The following is a 21,288-nucleotide window of genomic DNA, read 5'->3' as shown; positions in this document are numbered from 1 at the left end:
GCGAAGGTCACTGATAGTGATCATTTAGCGGTGCCACTCGGGCGAACACGCGAGTTTCCTCGTGGGCGCACGGTGACAGCCAGGCGATGTCCCGCCACAACGATTCATTCTCTGGAGCCCCCGAGTGAGCAAGCGCACCTTCCAGCCGAACAACCGCCGTCGTGCCAAGACCCACGGCTTCCGCCTGCGGATGCGTACCCGTGCCGGTCGCGCGATCCTCGCGAACCGTCGTGGCAAGGGCCGCGCCGCCCTTTCCGCGTAACAACACGCAGGTCGTGACGTCGTGCTGTCTCCCGAAAATCGGCTGAGGCGGCGCGAGGACTTCGCGAGCGCGGTACGCCGAGGTCGCCGGGCTGGTCGCCCGCTCCTCGTCGTCCATCTACGTACAAGCGGTGCAACGGACCCGCACGAGTCGGGGGAGATCGATCCCTCGTCGCGTGCGGGTTTCGTCGTCAGCAAGGCTGTCGGCAACGCCGTCGTACGTAACCGGGTCAAGCGCCGTCTGCGCCATCTGGTCCGCGAGCGGCTGTCTCAGCTGCCCGCCGGTAGCCTGGTGGTGGTACGCGCGTTGCCCGGAGCGGGTGATGCCGGCCCCGACGAGCTGGCCCGGGACCTGGATGCCGCTCTGGTGCGGCTCCTGGGAGGCGTGGCTCGATGAAGTACCCGCTGCTCGCTTTGATCAAGCTGTACCAGTGGACGATCAGTCCGCTGCTCGGGCCGGTGTGCCGCTACTACCCGTCGTGTTCGCACTACGGGTACACGGCCATCGACCGGCATGGTGCGGTGAAGGGGACGGCCCTGACCGCCTGGCGGATCCTGCGGTGCAATCCGTGGTCCCCGGGTGGCGTGGACCACGTCCCACCCCGTAAACGCCCGCGTTGGCACGAGCAGCTGCGCAGTGCGTTGCGTAGATCTCGCAATGCTCAAGGAGCCTGATTAGTGGACACGATTGCCAGTCTGTTCAGCTTTATCACTTACCCCGTCTCGTGGATCATCGTCCAGTTCCACTCGCTGTACGGGGCGATCTTCGGTGAGTCGAGTGGGTTGGCCTGGGGCCTGTCCATCGTGTCCCTAGTGATCTTGATCCGTATCTGTCTGATCCCGCTCTTCGTGAAGCAGATCAAGGCGACGCGGGGTATGCAGGCGCTCCAGCCGAAGATGAAGGCGATCCAGGAGCGCTACAAGAACGACAAGCAGCGTCAGTCCGAAGAGATGATGAAGCTGTACAAGGAGACGGGTACCAACCCGCTCTCCTCGTGCCTGCCCATCCTGGCGCAGTCCCCGTTCTTCTTCGCGCTGTACCACACGCTGTCGAACATCGCCGATGGCAAGCCGGTCGGCGCGATGGACCAGCAGCTGGTCGACAGTGCCCGTGCGGCCAAGATCTTCGGTGCGCCGATCGCCGCGAAGTTCATGGACAGCCCGGAGAAGGTCGCCGCCCTCGGCGCCACCCTGACGGACGTCCGGATCGTGACCGCCGTCATGATCATCATGATGTCGCTGTCGCAGTTCTACACCCAGCGTCAGCTGATGCAGAAGAACGTCGACCTCTCGGTCAAGACGCCGTTCATGCAGCAGCAGAAGATGCTGATGTACATCTTCCCGGTGATCTTCGCGGTCATGGGCATCAACTTCCCTGTCGGTGTTCTCGTCTACTGGCTGACCACGAACGTGTGGACCATGGGTCAGCAGATGTACGTGATCAACCAGAACCCGACGCCGGGCAGCAAGGCCCAGGACCAGTACCTGACCCGCCTGCTGAAGCAGATCAGCTCGCACGGTGAGCTCAAGGGCCGGGGCAAGAAGCGGGTCGTCGCGGCGATCGTCGCCAAGGGCCCGGACCGCAACGACAACGAGCGCAAGTTCATCGCCGCCCTCACCAAGCAGGGCATGGCCGCGCAGCCCGACGGTTCTGTGATCAAGAGTGTCGAGGCGACGGCGGACTCGGATGCGGCGAGCGGCGGTGCCGCGAAGCGGCAGCAGCCGAAGCGCCAGTCGAAGGCGCAGCGTCAGACCCCCACCAAGCCCGCTCCCAAGAAGTAAGAAGGAGTCCCTCCCGTGACGGAAGGCACCACCACCGCCGCCGCTGAGAGTGGCGACACCCTGACCCGCCTCGAGCAGGAGGGTGAGATCGCGGCCGACTATCTCGAGGGTCTGCTGGACATCGCCGACCTGGACGGCGACATCGACATGGACGTCGAGGCCGACCGGGCCGCGGTGTCGATCGTCAGTGACTCGGCCAGCCGTGATCTGCAGAAGCTCGTGGGCCGCGACGGTGAGGTTCTGGAGGCTCTGCAGGAGCTGACCCGCCTCGCCGTGCACCGGGAGACCGGGGACCGCAGCCGGCTGATGCTGGACATCGCCGGGTTCCGCGCGAAGAAGCGCGAGGAGCTGGCGGCGCTGGGCGCCCAGGCCGCGGCGGACGTGAAGGCGTCCGGCGAGCCGCTGAAGCTGGCCCCGATGACCCCGTTCGAGCGGAAGGTCGTCCACGACGCCGTGGCGGCCGCCGGTCTGCGGAGCGAGTCCGAGGGCGAGGAGCCGCAGCGCTTCGTCGTTGTGCTCCCGGCCTGATCGTCGGCACGAGTTGTTCGGCCCCGTCTGTGTCGCAGGCGGGGCCGATGTTTGTCAGCCTGGCCTGACAGGTGAACGACGCCTCATCTTGAAGACGTGGTTTTTCAGAACCATGCGGTACGGAAGGACGGTCCCCGTGACGGAGGCAGCTGAGCTTCCCCCGGCGCCTGAAGAGGCGCGCGCGGTGTTCGGTGAGTTTTTCCCGGAAGCTGTGCGGTACGCGGAGCTGCTGGCGGACGCAGGAGTCAAGCGGGGCCTGATCGGGCCGCGTGAGGTGCCGCGTCTGTGGGAGCGGCACCTGCTGAACTGCGCGGTGCTGTCGGAGGTGGTGCCCCAGGGCGTCACCGTGTGCGACGTGGGCTCGGGCGCGGGTCTGCCCGGTATCCCGCTCGCTCTGGTGCGGCGGGATCTCAAGATCACGCTGCTCGAACCGCTGCTGCGGCGTACGACCTTCCTCCAGGAGGCCGTGGAGCTGCTGGGCCTCGACCACGTCACGGTGGTGCGCGGGCGGGCCGAGGAGGTCCTGGGCAAGCTGCAGCCGGTGCACGTGGTGACGGCGCGGGCGGTGGCTCCGCTGGACCGGCTGGCCGGCTGGGGTGTGCCTCTGCTGCGGCCGTACGGCGAGATGCTGGCGCTGAAGGGCGACACCGCGGACGAGGAGCTGGTGTCGGCGAAGACGGCGCTGGCGAAGCTGGGTGTGGTGAAGACCTCGGTGCTGCAGGTGGGCGAGGGTCTGGTGGACCCGCTGTCGACGGTGGTGCGGGTCGAGGTCGGGGAGAGCCCTGGAGGGGTGAGGTTCGCGGCCAAGCGGGCTAAGGCGGCCCGGGTGGGGCGCACCCGCCGACGTCGGTAATCCTCCGCGGATTCGCCGGCGGTCGGGGCCCACACGGGAGATTTCATCCGTGTTGGGCCCTATAGGTATGGATTTCGGAGTGTCGTAGCGGCCGGGAGACTCCCTCCGGGCATCGTGTTTCACGTGAAACGTCGCTCTCTGCTGCACGGAATCATCAGCCGCGGTCGTGCGGCTGCGTCCCCTCGCGAACGCAAGGACGCAAGGGGGACAGAGTTGTCCACATCGGTGGATTCATCCACAGGAGTACGGGCCCCGCTGGTTCGCGACCCGGGTGACATGGGAGGCTCTGTTCATCGCGAGCCTGATGTCGAGGAGAGTGACACCGTGCGGTCCGACGCCAACCTCGCGGGGCCCATGGCCGATCCGGTCCCCGGTCCCCGCTCTGAACCGGCGGGTGAGGATGTTTCACGTGAAACATTGCCTCCGCCTCTTGTAGACAACGACACCCCCATCGGCCGAGCCGCCCAGCAGGCGGTCGAGGCAATGGGGCGCGCCGGTGAGAGGCTGCCCCGGCCGAATCAGACCCGGGTCATCGTCGTCGCCAACCAGAAGGGCGGCGTGGGCAAGACCACGACGACCGTGAACCTGGCGGCCTCACTCGCGCTGCACGGTGCACGGGTCCTGGTGATCGACCTCGACCCGCAGGGCAACGCGTCCACGGCGCTGGGTATCGACCACCACGCCGACGTGCCGTCCATCTACGACGTGCTCGTGGACAGCCGGCCGCTGCTGGAGGTCGTCCAGCCGGTGGTGGACGTGGAGGGTCTCTTCTGTGCCCCCGCCACGATCGACCTGGCGGGTGCGGAGATCGAGCTGGTGTCGCTCGTGGCGCGCGAGAGCCGCCTCCAGCGGGCGATCCAGGCGTACGACCAGCCCCTCGACTACATCCTGATCGACTGCCCGCCCTCGCTCGGCCTGCTGACGGTGAACGCGCTGGTGGCCGGCGCGGAGGTGCTGATCCCGATCCAGTGCGAGTACTACGCACTGGAGGGCCTGGGTCAGCTGCTGCGCAATGTCGATCTGGTGCGGGCTCACCTCAACCCTGCGCTCCACGTGTCCACCATCCTGCTGACGATGTACGACGGCAGGACACGGCTGGCCTCGCAGGTGGCGGAGGAGGTGCGCAGCCACTTCGGCAAGGAAGTGCTGCGGACGAGCATCCCCCGGTCGGTGCGCATTTCCGAGGCGCCGAGCTACGGGCAGACGGTGCTCACGTACGACCCGGGTTCCAGCGGTTCCCTCTCCTATCTGGAGGCAGCGCGAGAGATCGCGTATCGGGGGGTCGGCATTCAGTACGACGCTCGGCACGCCCATCTGGGCCCGGGCAGCAACAACACGCACAGTGTGGCGGAGGGGATCCAGTGAGTGAGCGACGTAGGGGTCTTGGGCGGGGGCTCGGTGCGCTGATTCCCGCGGCTCCGCAGGAGAAGACGCCGCCGGTGATCAGCACCGGTTCGGCTTCCCCGTCGGCGGTGCCGACACTGGCTTCGGAGCGGGGGGTCGCGGCGGCGAAGCTTGCTGCGCTCGTACAGGCCGATGTTTCACGTGAAACATCGCTCGCGGTCGCCCCGGTGGCCGAGCCCCAGCCCGAGATCGAGCCCGAGACCGAGAGCAATGCAGTGGCGGGCGCGACGTTCGCCGAGCTCCCGATGGACGCGATCACTCCGAACCCGCGTCAGCCGCGTGAGGTGTTCGACGAGGACGCGCTCGCCGAGCTGGTGACCTCCATCCAGGAGGTGGGACTGCTCCAGCCGGTGGTGGTGCGGCAGTCGGCCCCCGGCCGCTATGAGCTGATCATGGGTGAGCGGCGCTGGCGTGCCTGCCGCGAGGCCGGGCTGGAGGCCATTCCGGCGATCATCCGGGCGACGGACGACGAGAAGCTGCTGCTGGACGCGCTGCTGGAGAACCTGCACCGGGCTCAGCTGAACCCGCTGGAGGAAGCCGCGGCCTACGATCAGCTGCTCAAGGACTTCAACTGCACCCACGACCAGCTGGCCGACCGGATCGGGCGCTCGCGTCCCCAGGTGTCGAACACCCTGCGGCTGCTCAAGCTGTCCCCTTCGGTGCAGCGCCGGGTGGCCGCGGGTGTGCTGTCGGCCGGACACGCCCGTGCGCTGCTCTCGGTGGAGGACTCCGAGGAGCAGGACAAGCTGGCGCACCGGATCGTGGCCGAGGGCCTGTCGGTGCGTGCGGTCGAGGAGATCGTGACGCTGATGGCCTCGGAGCCGTCGAGTGCGGTGAAGCCGAAGGGTCCGCGTGCGGGTGCCCGGGTGGCTCCGGCGCTCAGCGAGCTGGCGACCCGGTTGTCGGACCGGTTCGAGACGCGGGTGAAGGTGGATCTGGGTCAGAAGAAGGGCAAGATCACTGTCGAGTTCGCCTCGATGGAGGATCTGGAGCGGATTCTGGGGACGCTGGCGCCGGGCGAAGGCCGGGTGCTGGATCAGGGTCTTGCCGGGGAGTGATCCCCAGCCGGCCAGGGGCGGATCGCAGCGGTGTGAACCGGTGCGGTCCGCCCCTTCGCTTTGCTGTCGAAGAACGATGGACCAGTGGATACGATGCGGTCATGGGTCGTCGGCTGGTACCGCTCACGCTGGACAACCTCCAGGACCTGCCCCGTCGTTGCCGGTCCTGCGTGTTCTGGGAGCTGGACCCGGTCAGTGGTGAGGCCGCAGTGAAAGCGGGTACGCCGGCGCAGGAGAAGGAGGCGTGGATCTCCGCCGTCCTGCTGGAGTGGGGATCCTGCGGGCGAGTGGTCTACGTGGACGAGATTCCGGTGGGCTTCGTCCTCTACGCGCCGCCGGCGTACGTGCCGCGGGCCACGGCCTTTCCGACCAGCCCGGTCTCGCCCGATGCCGTGCAGCTGATCACCGCGTGGATCATGCCGGGGTACCAGGGGCAGGGGCTGGGGCGGGTCATGGTCCAGACGGTGGCCAAGGACCTGCTGCGGCGGGGCTTCCGGGCTATCGAGGCCTTCGGGGACGCGCACTGGGAGGGTCCGGCGTGTCTGCTGCCGGCCGACCACCTACTCGCGGTGGGCTTCAAGACGGTCCGCCCCCACCCCGTGCATCCGCGGCTGCGGCTGGAACTCCGCTCGACGCTGTCGTGGAAGGAAGACGTGGAGCTGGCGCTGGACCGGTTGCTGGGGGCGGCGCGCAAGGAGCCTGCGCTGCGGCCGCTGTGAGCGCGAGACGCGGAACGGGGCCGCCCCCAGGAGGGGCGGCCCCGTTTCACGTGAAACGTCGAGCGCGTCAGGCGGTCTTGACGTTGACGAACTCGGAGAGGTCGCGCAGGATGGCGGCCTTCGGCTTCGCGCCGACGATGGTCTTGGCGACCTCGCCGCCCTGGTAGACGTTCAGCGTCGGGATGGACATGACGCCGTACTTGGCGGCCGTGGCCGGGTTCTCGTCGATGTTGAGCTTGACGATCTCGATCTCGGGGTGCTCGGCTGCGATCGCCTCGAGGGACGGCGCGATCTGGCGGCAGGGTCCGCACCAGGCGGCCCAGAAGTCCACCAGTACGGGCTTGTCGCTCTCGAGTACCTGCTTGTCGAAGTCAGCGTCGGTCACGTTCTTGAGGGTGCCGGCCACAGCGGCCTCCTTCTTCTTCCTGCGGGGTGTGGGGTGGGGCGGTGTAGGGGTCAGGCCGGTCAGACCGCTGCGTGGACCTTCTCGGCGTCCGCGAGCGCGGCGAGGAAGCGCTCGGCGTCGAGGGCGGCGGAGCAGCCGGTGCCCGCGGCGGTGATGGCCTGACGGTAGGTGTGGTCCACGACGTCACCGGCGCCGAACACGCCGGTGGCGCTGGTCCGGGTGGAGGGGGCCTCGACCTTGAGGTAGCCCTCCTCGTCGAGGTCGAGCTGGCCCTTGAAGAGCTCGGTGCGCGGGTCGTGGCCGACGGCGATGAAGAGGCCGGTCACGGGCAGCTCGGAGGTCTCACCGGTCTTGGTGTTGCGCAGGGTGAGGCCGGAGAGCTTCTGGTCGCCGTGGATCTCGGCGACCTCGCTGTCCCAGGCGAACTTGATCTTCGGGTCGGCGAAGGCGCGGTCCTGCATGGCCTTCGAGGCGCGCAGGCTGTCACGGCGGTGGACGATCGTGACGGACTTGGCGAAGCGCGAGAGGAAGGTGGCCTCCTCGATCGCGGTGTCGCCGCCGCCGACGACGGCGATGTCGTGGTCCTTGAAGAAGAACCCGTCGCAGGTGGCGCACCAGGAGACACCGCGGCCGGAGAGGGCGTCCTCGTTGGGCAGGCCGAGCTTGCGGTGCTGGGAACCGGTGGTGACGATGACGGCCTTGGCGCGGTGCACGGTGCCGGCGGTGTCGGTGACGGTCTTGATCTCACCGCTGAGGTCCACGGCCACGACGTCGTCCGAGATCAGCTCGGCGCCGAAGCGCTCGGCCTGAGCACGCATGTTGTCCATCAGGTCGGGGCCCATGATGCCGTCCTGGAAGCCCGGGAAGTTCTCCACCTCGGTGGTGTTCATCAGGGCGCCACCGGCGGTGACGGCACCTTCGAAGACCAGCGGCTTGAGCGAAGCGCGTGCGGTGTACAGGGCGGCGGTGTAACCGGCCGGCCCGGAGCCGATGATGATCACGTTTCGGACGTCGCTCACGGGTTTCTTCCTCGTCTCTGCGGACTGCGTACTGCCTACCGGGGGCCGGTGCGGACTCTCACCCCACCCAACGGATCCTACGGCGCATGCATTCCCCACCCGCTCCACCACGGCCCCGAACGCCTCGGCTACCGCGGATAGGTGCTCGTCAGGAGGACCTTCCCGGGGTCTGCCGAACCGGTCCGCTCGCACGCCGTGTCGACGAGGTAGGCGTCGACACGGGCGGAGTCGGCCGGGTGCGGCAGTACGAGGAGGTAGACGGGGGTGCCCTGGTAGCTGCCGCGTTCGGCCGCGAGCGGGTTGTCGGACCGGCCGGTGGCCTGCTGGACACATGCGGGGACGGAAGGCGCTGCCCGCTTGTCCCCGGGGGCGGTGTTCTCCAGTCCGAGGGTGTTGTTCTGCTCCTCGGGAACGTTCTTGGCACCCTGCCCGCCCGCGATGAGCTGCCTGACGCTGTCCTGGAGTCCCTGCGCGGTGTAGCCGCCTTCACCCGCGGCGGCGGACGGCCGTGCCGCGGAGTCGGATGCCTCGCCGCTGGCGGCGGTTTGGTGGGCGGGCGTACCCGCGAAGTCGCCGAACAGGAAGATGCCCAGCGCGCAGGCGGCGGCTCCGGCCAGACCGGCGAGGACGGCGATCCGGCGGCGTGCGCGGCGCCGCCCGGGACCGGTTGGGCCGGTCGGGTGACCGGCGGGCCGGGGGTACCTCCCAGCGGTAGCTGGGGGCGTTCCACGTGAAACATCGCGGTCCGCCGTGTGGGGCCGGTCGGCGGGTTCGGCCTGGGCCCGCGGCTGGGTGGAGTCGAGAAGGGCCTCCGCGGCGAGGGCCGCGTCGATGCGGCCGGCGATGTCGGCGGGCATCCGGGCCGGGCCCGGCAGGGTGCCGAGGAGGGAGCGGATCTCCTCCAGGGATGCGCGCACATCGGCGCACAGGGCGCAGTCGCCGAGATGGCGGCGGATCTCGGCGGTCCGGGACGGGGAGAGAAGACCTTCGGTCAGGTCGGAGATCTCCGAGACGTCCGGGTGCCGGATCGTGCCGGTCGTGCCGGACATGCCAGTGGGCGGGGTCATGGTCGTCCACCTCCGCCCTTCACAGCGTCTGGGTCTGGATGCCTGGGTTCTGCCGCTGGTGGGACGGGTGGGCCCGGCGTCCGGTTCCTTCCCCGCTCGGTGGCCGTGTTATCCCCGGCATTCGTGCGCAGATGAGTGAGGAGCGGCACGAGTTTCGCCCGGCCGCGTGCGCACCTGCTCTTTACGGTGCCCGTGGGGACGTCGAGGATCCGGGCGGCCTCGGCGACGGGGTATCCCTGCATGTCGACGAGGATCAGCGCGGCCCGCTGATCGGCCGGGAGGGTGCTCAGAGCGGCCAGGAGCTGGCGATGGAGGTCCTGGCGCTCCGCAGGGGCCTCCGCGGACTCATGGGGCTCCAGGAGGCGCTCCAGGCGGTCCGTGTCGTCGAGGGGCGCGGTCCGGCGCGAGGCGGCCTTGCGGGCGCGGTCGAGGCAGGCGTTGACGGTGATGCGGTGCAGCCAGGTGGTGACGGCGGACTCCCCGCGGAAGGTGTGCGCGGCCCGGTAGGCGGAAACCAGGGCGTCCTGCACCGCGTCGGCGGCCTCCTCGCGGTCCCCGAGGGTCCGCAACGCCACGGCCCACAACCGGTCCCGGTGCCGCCGCACGATCTCCCCGAAGGCCTCGGGATCCCCGGCGACGTGCCGGGCCAGGAGCTCCTGGTCCGAGGCGGGGCCGTCAGGCGCAGGCCTCATGATTCCCCTCCTGTGGGAAGCCGAGCACGTGTCGAACCGGGTGCGTCCCGGAGCCGGCCCGCGCGGCCGGGCCCCGGGGGTCTGCGGGAAATTCCTTCCCGCAGACCTCTTGCCCGGACCGGACCGCGTACAGCGGGGGAAGGGCTAGGAGATCCGGGAGAAGACGACGTTCGAGATGCCCTGCTTGTAGCCGGCCCCGCTGAACTCCGAAGGACCGGCCTTCGGCATGGCCGTGAGCCACAGCACCACGTAGCGCGTCTTGACCGGAGTCTCGGTGGCGAGCTCCAGCTGCTGGTCCTTCGTGGTCCCCGTGGCGATCTGCTTCATGCTCTTGATCGGGGTCGACGACGACAGGCTCGGCGCGGCGTAGATCGTCGCGGTGGTGTGGTCTCCGGGGTACCGGAACGCTATCGAGGCCGCACTCACCTCCTGCTCCTCGCCGAGGTCGAAGACGAGGCCGAGCCCCTCTTTGTAGGCCCCCATGTCAGGGCCGTCGTCGTACCGGTAGGTCCGCCAGAACGAGCTCGGGTCGGTGTCGTAGCTCTTGGAGACCCCGTCGAGATCCTGGGGCTTCTCGTCCGGGTAGTACTCCGCAGCCCCCTTGATGGCCAGCGGGGTCCGCTCGGGCGGCTTCGGGTTGTCGTCGGTACCGGGCTTGGTGTTGTTGCTGGTGCCGCTGCTGCCCGGCTGGTTGGTGCGGCCCAAGAGGCGGTCGGCCAGCTGCCAGCTGCCCAGGCCGAGCGCGGCGATGAGCAGGGCGGCGACGCCCCACTTCAGCACCCGGCCGGTACGGCTCTGCAGCGGGGGCGGCGGCGGGACGACGGGCCGGCTCTGGACGGTGTTCACGCCGGGCGGCGTGGGACGGCCGTAGGTGCCCTGCTGGTAGGTGGTGTGCTGGTACTCCGGCGGGGCCGTGAAGGCGGGCTCCGGCGGCCGGATGCGGGGCATCGCGGCCACGGCCTTGGCCAGCTCGTCAGGAGTGGTGCAGGCGGGTTCCTGGCGGGAGGCGGTGGCCCCGTCGTTGGCGAGCGCGCGCATGGCGAGTTCGCCCAGGCCGCGGTGGACGCCGGCGCGTACCTGGTCGGGGGCGATCAGGCCCACGCCCTTGGGCAGGCCGGTGAGGCCGTACGCGTCGCTCTCGTACGGCCAGCGCTGGGTCAGGGCGGCGTACAGGAGCGCGCCGATGGCCTCGGTGTCGGCCCGCTGCGGGGTCTCGCTGGTGATGCCGCGCAGGGCGGCGTTCACGGCGAGGCCGCGGATGCGGTACTGGCCCGTGGAGGTGCGCAGTATCGCGCTGGGCGTCAGCCGCAGATGGGCGAGCCCCTCACGGTGCGCGGCGGCCATGGCCTGGGAGACCTGGCTGACGAGCTGGTAGGCCTCGTGGGCCTCCAGCGGGCCCGCGGCGAGGAGCGCGGTGAGTTCGGTGGCATCGGGCAGCCACTCGTGGACGACGTAGACGACGTCGTTCTCCTCCACGGCGTCCAGGACCTGGACGAACCGTGGGTCGCCGAGCAGGGCGGAGGACCGGGCGGCGGCCAGGACCGAGCGGGCGCGCGCGTGGTCGGCGGGCATCAGATGCACGCCCACGGCACGGCGCAGTTTCTCGTCCATCGCGCGCCAACTGCTGAATCCGTCCACACGGGTGACGCACTCTTCCAGCCGATAGCGCCTGGCGAGCTTGTGTCCGCTGTGCAGTTCGGGTGCGGCCGCAGGGGCCGCGTTGGTGCGTTCGCCGTCCTTGTCGGGCATGGGTCCGTCCGCGGCTCGTCCGTTCTGGGTGTCCACCCCGTCGGACGTGGCCTGTGCCGCCTGAGCGGTCAGCGGCTCATCGCCGCTGTTGTCGGCCACGTCGACGGCAGCCGTGCTACGTTCCGCCACCGTCGTTCCTGCCTCCCCATCCGTTGCGCGCTGTAAGCCAGTCTGCGAAGCCATGCCAATTGTGCCCACAGTCCGACGCTAAGCACGACACACGAAAGGGGGCGACGGTTGTGCGCATCAGCGCCCCAAACGTCCGCGGACCATTCCGACCATCGCGTTGAGCTCTTCGATCCGCATCCGCTTGGCGGCGATCAGGAACACCGCTGCCAGGGCGATCCCGCCGGCGAGGAGGGCGGTGGCGGAGCCGGTGACTCCGCTGCCCACCCACTGGGTGACCCCGAAAGCGGCCGCGCCGGCCACGGCGGCGGCCGGGATGCAGGCGCCGGTGAGCCGGGCGTAGGTGCGCATGACGTGCGCCCCGTCGAGGTCGCCACCGAGCCGGGTGCGCAGGCGGCGCCAGGCGACGCCGACGCCGACGGCGTAGCCGAGCCCGTAGGCGGCGGCCATGCCGACCACCGCCCACCGGGCGGGGAGCACGAAGAACGACAGCGCGGAGACCGCCGCGTTGACCGCGGCGACGATGACGGTGTTGTAGAACGGCGTGCGGGTGTCCTCGTAGGCGTAGAAGCCGCGCAGGACCACGTACTGGATGGAGTACGGGATCAGGCCGAGGCCGAAGGCCATCAGGATGTAGCCGATGTTCTGCGCGCCCGAACCCGAGCCGGCGTACAGCAGGGTGGCCATCGGGACACCGAGGGCGAGGAACGCGAAGGCGCAGGGCACGATCGCGACGGCCGAGGTGCGCAGCCCGTAGGAGATGTCGTCGCGGACCGCGGCGGCGTCGCCGTCGTGCGCGGAGCGGGAGATGCGGGGCAGGACGGCCGTCATGACGGAGACAGTGATGATCGCCTGCGGCATCTGCCACAACAGCAGTGCGTAGTTGTACGCGGTGATACCGGTACCGGGGTGGCCCTGCTTCTCGGCGACGGATCCGGCCCAGGTGGCGAGCTGGGTCACGACCACGAGGCCGACCTGGTTGGCGAGGACGAAGAAGAACGTCCACTTGGCCAGGCGGGCGGCCTTGCCGAGGCCATGGCCCCGCCAGTCGAAGCGCAGGCGGGGCTTGAAGCCGGCGTCACGCAGGTACGGCAGCATCGCGAGGGCTTGGACGGTGAGGCCGAGCAGGGTGCCCAGGCCCAGCAGACGCACGCCCTCCGGGGTGACGGTGGCGGCGTTGACGCCGGAGGTGGTGAAGCCGCCGAAGGCCCAGATGAAGGCGCCGAAGGTGGCGATGACCACGATGTTGTTGAGGACCGGGGTCCACATCATCGCGCCGAAGCGGCCGCGGGCGTTGAGGATCTGACCCAGGACCACGTGGACGCCCATGAAGAACATGGTCGGCAGGCAGTAGCGGGCGAAGGCGACCGCGACGTCCATCTGCTGGGGGTCGGAGGCGATCTTCGGCGACATCATCGTGATGAACACCGGTGCGGCCAGGACGCAGATGGTGGTGACGGCGGCCAGCAGCACCACGACGAGGGTGAGCAGCCGGTTGGCGTACGCCTGCCCGCCGTCGTCGTCGTTCTTCATGGCCCGGACCAGCTGCGGGATGAAGACGGCGTTCAGGGCGCCGCCGCCGACCAGCACGTAGATCATCGTGGGCAGGGTGTTGGCGATCTGGTACGTGTCGTTGAAGGTGCCGACGCCGATGGCACCGGCGATCGCCAGGGTCTTCAGGAAGCCGGTGATGCGGGAGACGATCGTGCCCGCGGCCATGAGCGCGCTGGACTTGAGCAGGTTCGCTGCCCGTCCGGCCGGCTTGCTCGGCGCCGGGGCGGCGACGGGCGCGTCCTCGGCGGGGGTACGGGGCGCCGCCTCCTGGTCCCGGTACAGGTGCGCGAAGGCGTCGGGTTCGGGCTGCTCGTCCGAGGCGTTGGTGACCAGGGAGTCGACGCCGACGAACTGGGTGGTGGTGGCGTGGTCGCCGTACGGCAGGTGGCGCGAGGGGCCGTCCGGCTCGGGCGGCGGGGTCTGGGCCCAGACGCGCGGGTCGGGGGAGTACGAGGGTGCGGTCGGCGCGGCGTAGAGCGGGCCGGGCTCCTGGTAGGTGCCGGGGGGCGGCGGCGGGTGCGAGGCGCGGTCGTAGAGCACCTCGGCGACCGGGTCCTGGGCCGACAGGTCCTGGGACCGGTACGGGTCGTGGTCGTAGGCGTCCTGGACATACGGGTCACGTTCCGGTGCGGGCGCAGGTGCGGGAACCTGCCCGGGCACCGGGGTGCCCGGGGCAGCGCCCTGGGAGGGCGCAGGCCCACCAGTGCCCTGCGCGCGGTCACCGTCGTACGGCGCGTTCATCGAAACCCCACCTCATCGTCCCCAGGCCGACCGGCCACGGCGTCAATCAACGGTCCACTGTCTCACTCGTTCCGGACCCCTCGGTGCTTTGCACTCCGGTGTCAGGGGACTCGTCACTCGGCTGCGTGCTCTCCTCGGCGGCCGCGCGTGCTGCGACGCGCTTGCGGCTGGCGTACATCTTGATGCCTGACAGCACCAGGAGGAGCACACCGCCGGCGATGACGAGCATCACGGTGGGCGTGATCTCGGTGGCCTCGACGGTGAACCTGCGTTCCTTGCCGTAGGGGACGCCGTCCTTGGTGAACAGCTGCGCCGTGACCTCGACGGGGCCGCTCGCCGTGGCGTTGGCGGTGAACTTGACCGTCTGGGTGTGGTCGCCCTGGACGGTGACCTGCTGCTCGTCCTGGCTGAACATCAAGCGGGTCTTGTTGGTGGACTTCACCCGCAGGACGAGGTCGTGGACGTCCTGGACCAGGCTGTTCTGGACGCTGACCGGGATGGTGGCGCTGTGTCCGGACAGGGTGGCGTCGGACTTGGGGACGACCTTGACCTTCTCGGTGAGACCGATCAGGTAGTCCTGCACCTGGTCCCGGTAGAGGCGGGACTCCTCGGGACGGCCGCGCCAGGAGGTGGACATCTCGCGGTTGGTGGTGTTGCCGAAGGGGATCTCCACGCGGTCGGGCGCGGCGAGGATCACCTTGAAGCGGTCGAGGGCGTTCTGCGTGGTGCGGATCTTCTCGAAGGCCGACACCGGCAGCTCCTGCTTGCGCAGCGCCTCGGGGTACTGGCCGGCGCCCGGCACCTGGGTGGTGGCTCCCGGGTCGGGCTTGGCGGCGGCCGCGGCCTCGAGGTCCGCGGGCTGGGTCCAGCGGCCCGCCTGGAGGCCGCGTACGGCTTCGGCCATCGACTGGACCTGGCTGACGCTGGGCATCCGCTGCGGGGCGACGACGAAGCTGCGGGGCTCGTCGGTCTTCTGCAGGTTCAGGGCGAGGGTGTGGGCGAGGAAGCGCTGTACGGCGAGCGTGGAGGTCCCGGCGTTCAGCATGTCGCCCTCGAAGGCGGTGGACAGGTCGGCGTCGGCCACGACGGCGGTGGTGCCGGCGCCGATGGGCCGGGCGGCCGAGGGCGTGTAGCCGAGGGCGCCGCTCTCCACGAGGCTGTCGCTGCGGGTGAGGACGTTGTGGGCGCCGGCCGAGGTGGCGACATTGACGATCGAGGGATCGATGGCGCCGTCCACGGGCCAGGAGAAGTCCGTGGACGCGGGGACGTGCAGGACCGTCTCGACGGCCTGCTTCGCCTTGTCGGTGGCGGGACGCAGCTGGCCCAGGGTGCCCGAGACGTCCTTGCCGTGGTGGGCGAGGGAGGCGAGGTCGGGGTCGGCGAACGGCAGGGCGACGACCTTCTTGCCCTGGACGGCCGCCTCCAGTGAGTTCAGCCACTGCTCGGCGACGGCCTTGCTCTTGCCCTGGACGGGCTTGCCGCCCGGGTTGCGGACCCGGTAGCCCTTGGTCATCGCGTCGACCGTGTAGAGCAGGTCGGGGTCGATGACCCAGGTGATCGGCAGGTCCTTGCCGAGGGTGACCATCTGCTCCAGGCGCCCGCCCGGCTTGAGCTCGTCGGTGAGGGAGTCGTCGAGGAAGACGGGGGTCTGGAGCTCGTCGGACCCGGTCTCCGCCGTCAGGCGCGTGGTGGAGACGAGCGGCCAGGCGTAGGTGAGCTGGGAGCGCTTGGCGGCGGCCTCCGGCTGCCAGGGCAGGAAGGTCCGCTTGATGCCCATCACCTGCTCGGAGGGCCGGCTGTCGGTCACCCCGGACAGGGAGACGCCGAGCTGGTAGACGCCGTCCTTGTCCAGCTCCAGCTTGTTCACCGGGACGGTGAGCGTGAACTCCTGGCTGATCTTCGACGGCAGGGAAGCGATCTTCACCGCGAAGGCCGGGTCGATCTCGCCCGGGTCGGCGCCGGCCCGGAAGCCGGTGCGCTCCGCCGCCTCGTCGATGGACGAGCGGTCCGCGAGCGCGGGCCCGACCCGCAGACCGACATGTGCGTCGGTGATCGTCTCGGCACCGGTGTTGAGCACGGTGCCCCGGATGGTGAGGGTGTCGCCCTTGACCGGCGCCGAGGGGGCCATGGAGGTCAGCTGGACGTCCACGGCCGAGGCCTGCGCGGCCTCGGCCCGGGGGGCGGGAGAGTAGATCAGCGCGGCCAGTACGGGCGTCCCGGCGAGCAGGACGATCGCCCGCCGCAGCCACCGGCGCCGGGCAGGAGCGGGGGACGCCCCCTGGTTGTCAGCCGCCTCGGCCACGCGCTAGCCCGTCCCTCGAAGTGTCAGTGGTCGTCTTTTGTGCGTCCACGCATGGTAACGAGGCCCGCTGTGTGCGAGTGCCGCGCCTTGCTCCACATGATCGGCTCAGGACCCCGGGGACCGTGTGCCGGGGTGGCCGCAAAACGGGGCGGCCCCCGGCGGGCCGGGCACGTACCCTTTTCTGTTGTGCCGAACGCCAACGAAGACAACCCCAGTGCCCTGAGTCAGGTGCAGCGCCGCGCGGTCAGTGAACTGCTGCGGGTCGCTCCTGTCGCCGACGAGCTCGGCCGCCGTTTCCAGGAGGCGGGCTTCCGCCTCGCCCTGGTCGGCGGGTCCGTCCGCGACGCGCTGCTGGGGCGTCTCGGCAACGATCTCGACTTCACCACCGATGCCCGCCCCGAGGACGTTCTGAAGATCGTCCGGCCGTGGGCGGACTCGGTGTGGGACGTCGGTATCGCTTTCGGCACCGTCGGGGCTCACAAGAGCGCCCGCGTCGGGGACGCCGTGCGGAATTTCCAGATCGAGGTGACGACGTACCGATCGGAGGCCTACGACCGTACGTCGCGCAAGCCCGAGGTCTCCTACGGCGACTCGATCGACGAAGACCTGGTGCGGCGTGACTTCACGGTCAACGCCATGGCCCTGGCGTTGCCCGAGCAGGAGTTCATCGACCCGCACGGCGGTCTGGAGGACCTGGCCGCCGGTGTGCTGCGTACGCCCGGAACCCCGGAGGAGTCCTTCTCCGACGACCCGCTGCGGATGCTGAGGGCGGCGCGGTTCGCCGCCCAGCTGGACTTCGAGGTCGCCCCGGAGGTCGTCGCGGCCATGAAGGCGATGTCCGAGCGGATCGAGATCGTTTCCGCGGAGCGGGTCCAGGGCGAACTGAACAAGCTGATCCTGTCCTCCCACCCGCGCAAGGGTCTGGGACTGCTGGTGGACACGGGGCTGGCCGACCGGGTGCTTCCCGAGCTGCCCGCGCTGCGGCTGGAAAGTGATGAGCACCACCGTCACAAGGACGTCTACGACCACTCGCTGATCGTGCTGGAGCAGGCGATCGCGCTGGAGGAGGACGGCCCGGACCTGGTCCTGCGGCTCGCGGCCCTGCTGCACGACATCGGCAAGCCCCGCACCCGCCGGTTCGAAAGCGACGGCAGGGTCTCCTTCCACCACCACGAGGTGGTGGGCGCGAAGATGACCAAGAAGCGGCTCACCGCCCTGAAGTACTCCAACGACATGATCAAGGACGTGTCCCGGCTGGTGGAGCTGCACCTGCGCTTCCACGGCTACGGCGACGGGGAGTGGACCGACTCCGCGGTCCGGCGCTACGTCCGCGACGCCGGTCCGCTGCTGGAACGTCTGCACAAGCTGACCCGGTCCGACTGCACCACGCGCAACAAGCGCAAGGCCAATGCCCTCTCCCGGACCTACGACGGGCTGGAGGAGCGCATCGCGCAGCTGCAGGAGCAGGAGGAGCTGGACGCGATCCGGCCCGACCTGGACGGCAACGAGATCATGCAGGTGCTCGACGTGGGCCCCGGTCCCGTGATCGGCAAGGCCTACGCCTTCCTGCTGGAGCTGCGGCTGGAGAACGGCCCGATGGGCCGTGACGCCGCCGTTGTCGAGCTGAAGGAGTGGTGGGCCGCACAGGCCTGACCTACGGACGACGGGGCCGATGTTTCACGTGAAACATCGACCCCGTCGTTCTTCAGAGCTGATGTTTCACGTGAAACGTCGCTCACCCCGGGCCAGGAACACGGCGGTCGCGGCGTAGAGCGCGGAGACGATGAGCACCAGGGCCACCGAGCGCCCGTCGGCGGGGAGCATCAGGGAGGCCACTGCCGCCGCGCCGACGAAAGCGACGTTGAACAGCACGTCGTAGACGGAGAAGACGCGGCCGCGGTAGTCGTCGTCCACCTGGGACTGCACTTCGGTGTCGGTCGCGATCTTGGCGCCCTGGGTGGCGAGGCCGAGTACGAACGCTGCGGCCAGCATCGGTCCCGGGGCGAAGAACAGGCCGAGGGCCGGTACCAGGACGGCGGCGCCCGCGGAGCACGCGGTGATCCAGCCGAGCGGACCCAGCCGGCCCACCAGCCAGGGGGTCACCACGGCGGCAGCGAAGAATCCGGCCCCGGACGCGCCGACGGCGATGCCCAGCAGCGCCAGCCCGTCGGACTCGTTGTCCGACCAGGAGTAGCGGCAGAGCATCAGCAGCATCACGAACAGGGCGCCGTAGCAGAACCGCATCAAGGTCATCGCGGTGAGCGCCCGGGCCGCCTCGCGCCGGGAGGCGAGGTGGCGCAGGCCCTCGGCCATCCCGCGCACCGTGAGGGCGACCCCCTCGGTTACCGAGGGATGGGCCCGGCCGGCGGGGTGGTCCGGCCCGAGGAGGCCGATGGCCAGCTGCAGGGAGACGAGGGCCGCACACAGGTAGAGCCCGGCGCCCAGGAGCACCACAAGGGCGTTGGAATCGGAGGCCATCAGCCGGACGAGGAAGGCCAGCCCGCCGCCCGCCACCGCCGCGAGGGTTCCGGCGGTGGGGGAGAGCGCGTTCGCGGTGACCAGCTGATCGGGTCCGACGACGTGGGGCAGCGAGGCGGCGAGCCCGGACAGCACGAAGCGGTTGACGGCGGTCACCGACAGGGCCGAGGCGTAGAACAGCCAGTCGGGCACCTGCGCGACGATCAGCATCCCGGTGATGCAGGCGAGGAAGGCCCGCAGGAGATTGCCGTAGAGGAAGACCTGGCGGCGGCGCCAGCGGTCGAGCAGGACCCCGGCGAAGGGGCCGATCGCCGAATAGGGCAGCAGCAGTACCGCCATGGCGGAGGCGATGGCCGCCGGGGAGGTCTGCTTCTCCGGAGAGAAGATGACGTAGGTGGCGAGTGCGACCTGGTAGACGCCGTCCGCGGCCTGGGAGAGCAGCCGAACGGCGAGCAGGTTGCGGAAATCCCTCAGGCGCAGGAGTACGCGCAGATCACGTACGACAGGCATGAGGGCAAGGGTCACATACGCGGAGGGTCCCCGGGCACATTGCCCGGGGACCCTCCGCGGAAGAACTGCCGAAGTCCAGGTGTCGTGAAGACCCTTGGGTTCGGTTAGCGCTCGACCTCGCCCTTGATGAACTTCTCGACGTTGGCCAGGGCCTCGTCGTCGAAGTACTGCACCGGCGGGGACTTCATGAAGTAGCTGGACGCCGACAGGATCGGGCCGCCGATACCGCGGTCCTTGGCGATCTTCGCGGCGCGCAGGGCGTCGATGATGACACCGGCCGAGTTCGGGGAGTCCCACACCTCGAGCTTGTACTCGAGGTTCAGCGGGACGTCGCCGAAGGCGCGACCCTCGAGGCGGACGTAGGCCCACTTGCGGTCGTCGAGCCACGCGACGTAGTCGGACGGGCCGATGTGGACGTTCTTCTCGCCGAGCTCACGGTCGGGGATCTGCGAGGTGACGGCCTGCGTCTTGGAGATCTTCTTCGACTCGAGGCGGTCGCGCTCGAGCATGTTCTTGAAGTCCATGTTGCCGCCGACGTTGAGCTGCATGGTGCGCTCGAGACGGACACCGCGGTCTTCGAACAGCTTCGCCATCACGCGGTGCGTGATGGTGGCGCCGACCTGCGACTTGATGTCGTCGCCGACGATCGGGACACCGGCCTCGGTGAACTTGTCCGCCCACTCCTTGGTGCCGGCGATGAAGACCGGGAGGGCGTTGACGAAGGCGACCTTGGCGTCGATGGCGCACTGGGCGTAGAACTTCGCCGCGTCCTCGGAACCGACGGGCAGGTAGCAGATCAGGACGTCGACCTCGCGGTCCTTGAGGACCTGGACCACGTCGACCGGAGCCTCGGCGGACTCCTCGATCGTCATGCGGTAGTACTTGCCCAGGCCGTCGTAGGTGTGGCCGCGCTGGACGGTCACACCGGCGTTCGGGACGTCGCAGATCTTGATGGTGTTGTTCTCGCTGGCGCCGATGGCGTCCGAAAGGTCGAGGCCGACCTTCTTCGCGTCGACGTCGAACGCGGCGACGAACTCGATGTCACGCACGTGGTAGTCGCCGAACTGGACGTGCATCAGACCGGGGACCTTGGCCGCCGGGTCGGCGTCCTTGTAGTACTCGACGCCCTGCACCAGCGAGGCGGCGCAGTTGCCTACGCCGACGATGGCTACGCGAACCGAACCCATTCCGGTTGCTCCCTGTTTGTTCTCGGACGAGGTCTGCGAGATGCAGGCCTCATTTTTCAGTTTCGTCGGACGGACCGGATCGTCTGCGATCCCGTCCCGCCCGCTCACTCTCGATGAGCTCGTTCAGCCAGCGCACTTCGCGCTCCACGGACTCCATGCCGTGCCGCTGCAGCTCGAGCGTGTAGTCGTCGAGGCGCTCCCGCGTCCGGGCGATCGAGGCGCGCATCTTCTCCAGCCGCTCTTCCAGCCGGCTGCGGCGGCCCTCCAGCACCCGCATGCGGACGTCTCGTTCGGTCTGGCCGAAGAAGGCGAAGCGAGCGGCGAAGGACTCGTCCTCCCAGGTATCCGGGCCCGTGTGGGAGAGCAATTCCTCGAAATGCTCCTTACCGGCGGCCGTCAACCGGTAGACGATCTTGGCGCGGCGCCCTGCGAGTGAAGCGGCGAGCGCGTCCTCCGGGGCGTTGCCCGGTTCCTCGATCAACCAGCCGTTGGCGACCAGCGTCTTGAGGCAGGGGTAGAGCGTCCCGTAGCTGAAGGCTCTGAACACCCCAAGCGAGGTGTTGAGCCGCTTGCGCAGCTCATAGCCGTGCATGGGGGATTCGCGAAGCAGGCCGAGGACGGCGAACTCGAGGATGCCTGAGCGTCTGCTCATCCGCCTGCCCCTCCTCCGCCCCTGAGTCTTTATGTCGAGCTGATGTATCGACTCGATACATCCAGACGATAGAACGGGGCGCTCTGATCGACAAGGGGAGACATGGTGACCGGTGTCACATCACCAATTCGCACCAGGCAGGTTGCCTGATTTGGGGTGAACTTCGGCAGTGAGCGCGTTTTGAGCGTGCGTAGTCTGTG

General features: G+C 69.3%; 20 protein-coding genes. 10 read left to right on the top strand and 10 right to left on the bottom strand.

Annotated features, from left to right (window positions below):
* The first annotated feature begins 124 nt into the window (after positions 1–124).
* From rpmH to JYK04_RS21830, 9 genes are all read left to right on the top strand, one after another.
* Positions 125–262, top strand: coding sequence for a 50S ribosomal protein L34 (rpmH, locus tag JYK04_RS21870; RefSeq protein WP_008741645.1), 138 nt, complete (start codon positions 125–127; stop codon positions 260–262).
* A 21-nt stretch (positions 263–283) separates the two neighbouring features.
* Positions 284–658 (top strand): ribonuclease P protein component, encoded by a 375-nt coding sequence (rnpA, locus tag JYK04_RS21865; RefSeq protein WP_078851074.1) that lies wholly within the window; start codon positions 284–286, stop codon positions 656–658.
* Positions 655–936 (top strand): membrane protein insertion efficiency factor YidD, encoded by a 282-nt coding sequence (gene yidD, locus JYK04_RS21860; protein ID WP_076043740.1) that lies wholly within the window; start codon positions 655–657, stop codon positions 934–936. The genes rnpA and yidD overlap by 4 nt, the downstream gene beginning before the upstream one ends.
* 3 nt (positions 937–939) lie before the next feature.
* Positions 940–2,043: a membrane protein insertase YidC gene (gene yidC / locus JYK04_RS21855; RefSeq protein ID WP_189737990.1), complete on the top strand. Its 1,104-nt coding sequence runs from the start codon at positions 940–942 to the stop codon at positions 2,041–2,043.
* A 15-nt stretch (positions 2,044–2,058) separates the two neighbouring features.
* Entirely contained in the window at positions 2,059–2,571 is a 513-nt protein-coding gene (locus JYK04_RS21850; protein ID WP_030008408.1) for a Jag family protein, read from the top strand.
* A gap of 136 nt (positions 2,572–2,707) precedes the next feature.
* On the top strand, positions 2,708–3,424 hold the full coding sequence (rsmG, locus tag JYK04_RS21845) for a 16S rRNA (guanine(527)-N(7))-methyltransferase RsmG (protein WP_030755365.1): 717 nt from the start codon (positions 2,708–2,710) through the stop codon (positions 3,422–3,424).
* A gap of 276 nt (positions 3,425–3,700) precedes the next feature.
* The gene (locus JYK04_RS21840; protein WP_189737987.1) at positions 3,701–4,789 is read left to right on the top strand and encodes a ParA family protein; all 1,089 of its coding nucleotides are present in this window, start codon (positions 3,701–3,703) and stop codon (positions 4,787–4,789) included.
* Positions 4,786–5,886: a ParB/RepB/Spo0J family partition protein gene (locus JYK04_RS21835; protein ID WP_189737984.1), complete on the top strand. Its 1,101-nt coding sequence runs from the start codon at positions 4,786–4,788 to the stop codon at positions 5,884–5,886. Before JYK04_RS21840 ends, JYK04_RS21835 begins: the two co-directional genes overlap by 4 nt.
* Before the next feature lie 101 nt (positions 5,887–5,987).
* Positions 5,988–6,605, top strand: coding sequence for a GNAT family N-acetyltransferase (locus tag JYK04_RS21830; RefSeq protein WP_150258246.1), 618 nt, complete (start codon positions 5,988–5,990; stop codon positions 6,603–6,605).
* A 67-nt stretch (positions 6,606–6,672) separates the two neighbouring features.
* Here JYK04_RS21830 and trxA read toward each other — a convergent pair whose 3' ends face one another.
* The 7 genes from trxA to JYK04_RS21795 form a co-directional block, all read right to left on the bottom strand.
* Positions 6,673–7,011: a thioredoxin gene (trxA, locus tag JYK04_RS21825; RefSeq protein ID WP_189737981.1), complete on the bottom strand. Its 339-nt coding sequence runs from the start codon at positions 7,009–7,011 to the stop codon at positions 6,673–6,675.
* A gap of 59 nt (positions 7,012–7,070) precedes the next feature.
* Complete coding sequence (gene trxB / locus JYK04_RS21820; RefSeq protein ID WP_033214950.1) at positions 7,071–8,030, bottom strand: thioredoxin-disulfide reductase; 960 nt, start codon at positions 8,028–8,030, stop codon at positions 7,071–7,073.
* Positions 8,031–8,158: 128 nt separating this feature from the next.
* A complete protein-coding gene (locus JYK04_RS21815) occupies positions 8,159–9,097 on the bottom strand; it encodes an anti-sigma factor (RefSeq protein WP_229875349.1) in 939 nt (312 codons plus the stop codon).
* Complete coding sequence (sigM, locus tag JYK04_RS21810; protein ID WP_189737979.1) at positions 9,094–9,789, bottom strand: RNA polymerase sigma factor SigM; 696 nt, start codon at positions 9,787–9,789, stop codon at positions 9,094–9,096. Before sigM ends, JYK04_RS21815 begins: the two co-directional genes overlap by 4 nt.
* A gap of 144 nt (positions 9,790–9,933) precedes the next feature.
* Positions 9,934–11,667 (bottom strand): protein kinase family protein, encoded by a 1,734-nt coding sequence (locus JYK04_RS21805; RefSeq protein WP_189737976.1) that lies wholly within the window; start codon positions 11,665–11,667, stop codon positions 9,934–9,936.
* Between the two features lie 117 nt (positions 11,668–11,784).
* Positions 11,785–13,959: a murein biosynthesis integral membrane protein MurJ gene (gene murJ / locus JYK04_RS21800; protein WP_189737973.1), complete on the bottom strand. Its 2,175-nt coding sequence runs from the start codon at positions 13,957–13,959 to the stop codon at positions 11,785–11,787.
* A 46-nt stretch (positions 13,960–14,005) separates the two neighbouring features.
* The gene (locus tag JYK04_RS21795; protein ID WP_189737970.1) at positions 14,006–16,261 is read right to left on the bottom strand and encodes a DUF6049 family protein; all 2,256 of its coding nucleotides are present in this window, start codon (positions 16,259–16,261) and stop codon (positions 14,006–14,008) included.
* Positions 16,262–16,447: 186 nt separating this feature from the next.
* Between JYK04_RS21795 and JYK04_RS21790 the strand changes: the two genes are divergently transcribed.
* Complete coding sequence (locus JYK04_RS21790; protein WP_189737966.1) at positions 16,448–17,914, top strand: CCA tRNA nucleotidyltransferase; 1,467 nt, start codon at positions 16,448–16,450, stop codon at positions 17,912–17,914.
* A 66-nt stretch (positions 17,915–17,980) separates the two neighbouring features.
* On the opposite strand, the gene JYK04_RS21785 is transcribed toward JYK04_RS21790, so the two are convergent.
* The 3 genes from JYK04_RS21785 to JYK04_RS21775 form a co-directional block, all read right to left on the bottom strand.
* Positions 17,981–19,249: an MFS transporter gene (locus tag JYK04_RS21785; RefSeq protein WP_189737963.1), complete on the bottom strand. Its 1,269-nt coding sequence runs from the start codon at positions 19,247–19,249 to the stop codon at positions 17,981–17,983.
* 104 nt (positions 19,250–19,353) lie between these two features.
* Positions 19,354–20,436 (bottom strand): inositol-3-phosphate synthase, encoded by a 1,083-nt coding sequence (locus JYK04_RS21780; protein ID WP_189737960.1) that lies wholly within the window; start codon positions 20,434–20,436, stop codon positions 19,354–19,356.
* Between the two features lie 49 nt (positions 20,437–20,485).
* Complete coding sequence (locus JYK04_RS21775) at positions 20,486–21,088, bottom strand: PadR family transcriptional regulator (RefSeq protein WP_030008393.1); 603 nt, start codon at positions 21,086–21,088, stop codon at positions 20,486–20,488.
* Positions 21,089–21,288 lie beyond the last annotated feature (200 nt).

This window comes from Streptomyces nojiriensis (assembly GCF_017639205.1).
Classification (GTDB): Bacteria; Actinomycetota; Actinomycetes; order Streptomycetales; family Streptomycetaceae; genus Streptomyces; species Streptomyces nojiriensis.
This window is presented reverse-complemented; position numbering and strand designations above follow the sequence as displayed.

Coding starts and splice junctions, on each gene's coding strand:
- yidD (WP_076043740.1), top strand. CDS start 655: ATGAAGTACCCGCTGCTCGCTTTGATCAAGCTGTACCAGTGGACGATC.
- JYK04_RS21840 (WP_189737987.1), top strand. CDS start 3,701: ATGGGAGGCTCTGTTCATCGCGAGCCTGATGTCGAGGAGAGTGACACC.
- JYK04_RS21830 (WP_150258246.1), top strand. CDS start 5,988: ATGGGTCGTCGGCTGGTACCGCTCACGCTGGACAACCTCCAGGACCTG.
- JYK04_RS21815 (WP_229875349.1), bottom strand. CDS start 9,097: ATGACCCCGCCCACTGGCATGTCCGGCACGACCGGCACGATCCGGCAC.
- sigM (WP_189737979.1), bottom strand. CDS start 9,789: ATGAGGCCTGCGCCTGACGGCCCCGCCTCGGACCAGGAGCTCCTGGCC.
- murJ (WP_189737973.1), bottom strand. CDS start 13,959: ATGAACGCGCCGTACGACGGTGACCGCGCGCAGGGCACTGGTGGGCCT.
- JYK04_RS21785 (WP_189737963.1), bottom strand. CDS start 19,249: ATGCCTGTCGTACGTGATCTGCGCGTACTCCTGCGCCTGAGGGATTTC.
- JYK04_RS21780 (WP_189737960.1), bottom strand. CDS start 20,436: ATGGGTTCGGTTCGCGTAGCCATCGTCGGCGTAGGCAACTGCGCCGCC.
- JYK04_RS21775 (WP_030008393.1), bottom strand. CDS start 21,088: ATGAGCAGACGCTCAGGCATCCTCGAGTTCGCCGTCCTCGGCCTGCTT.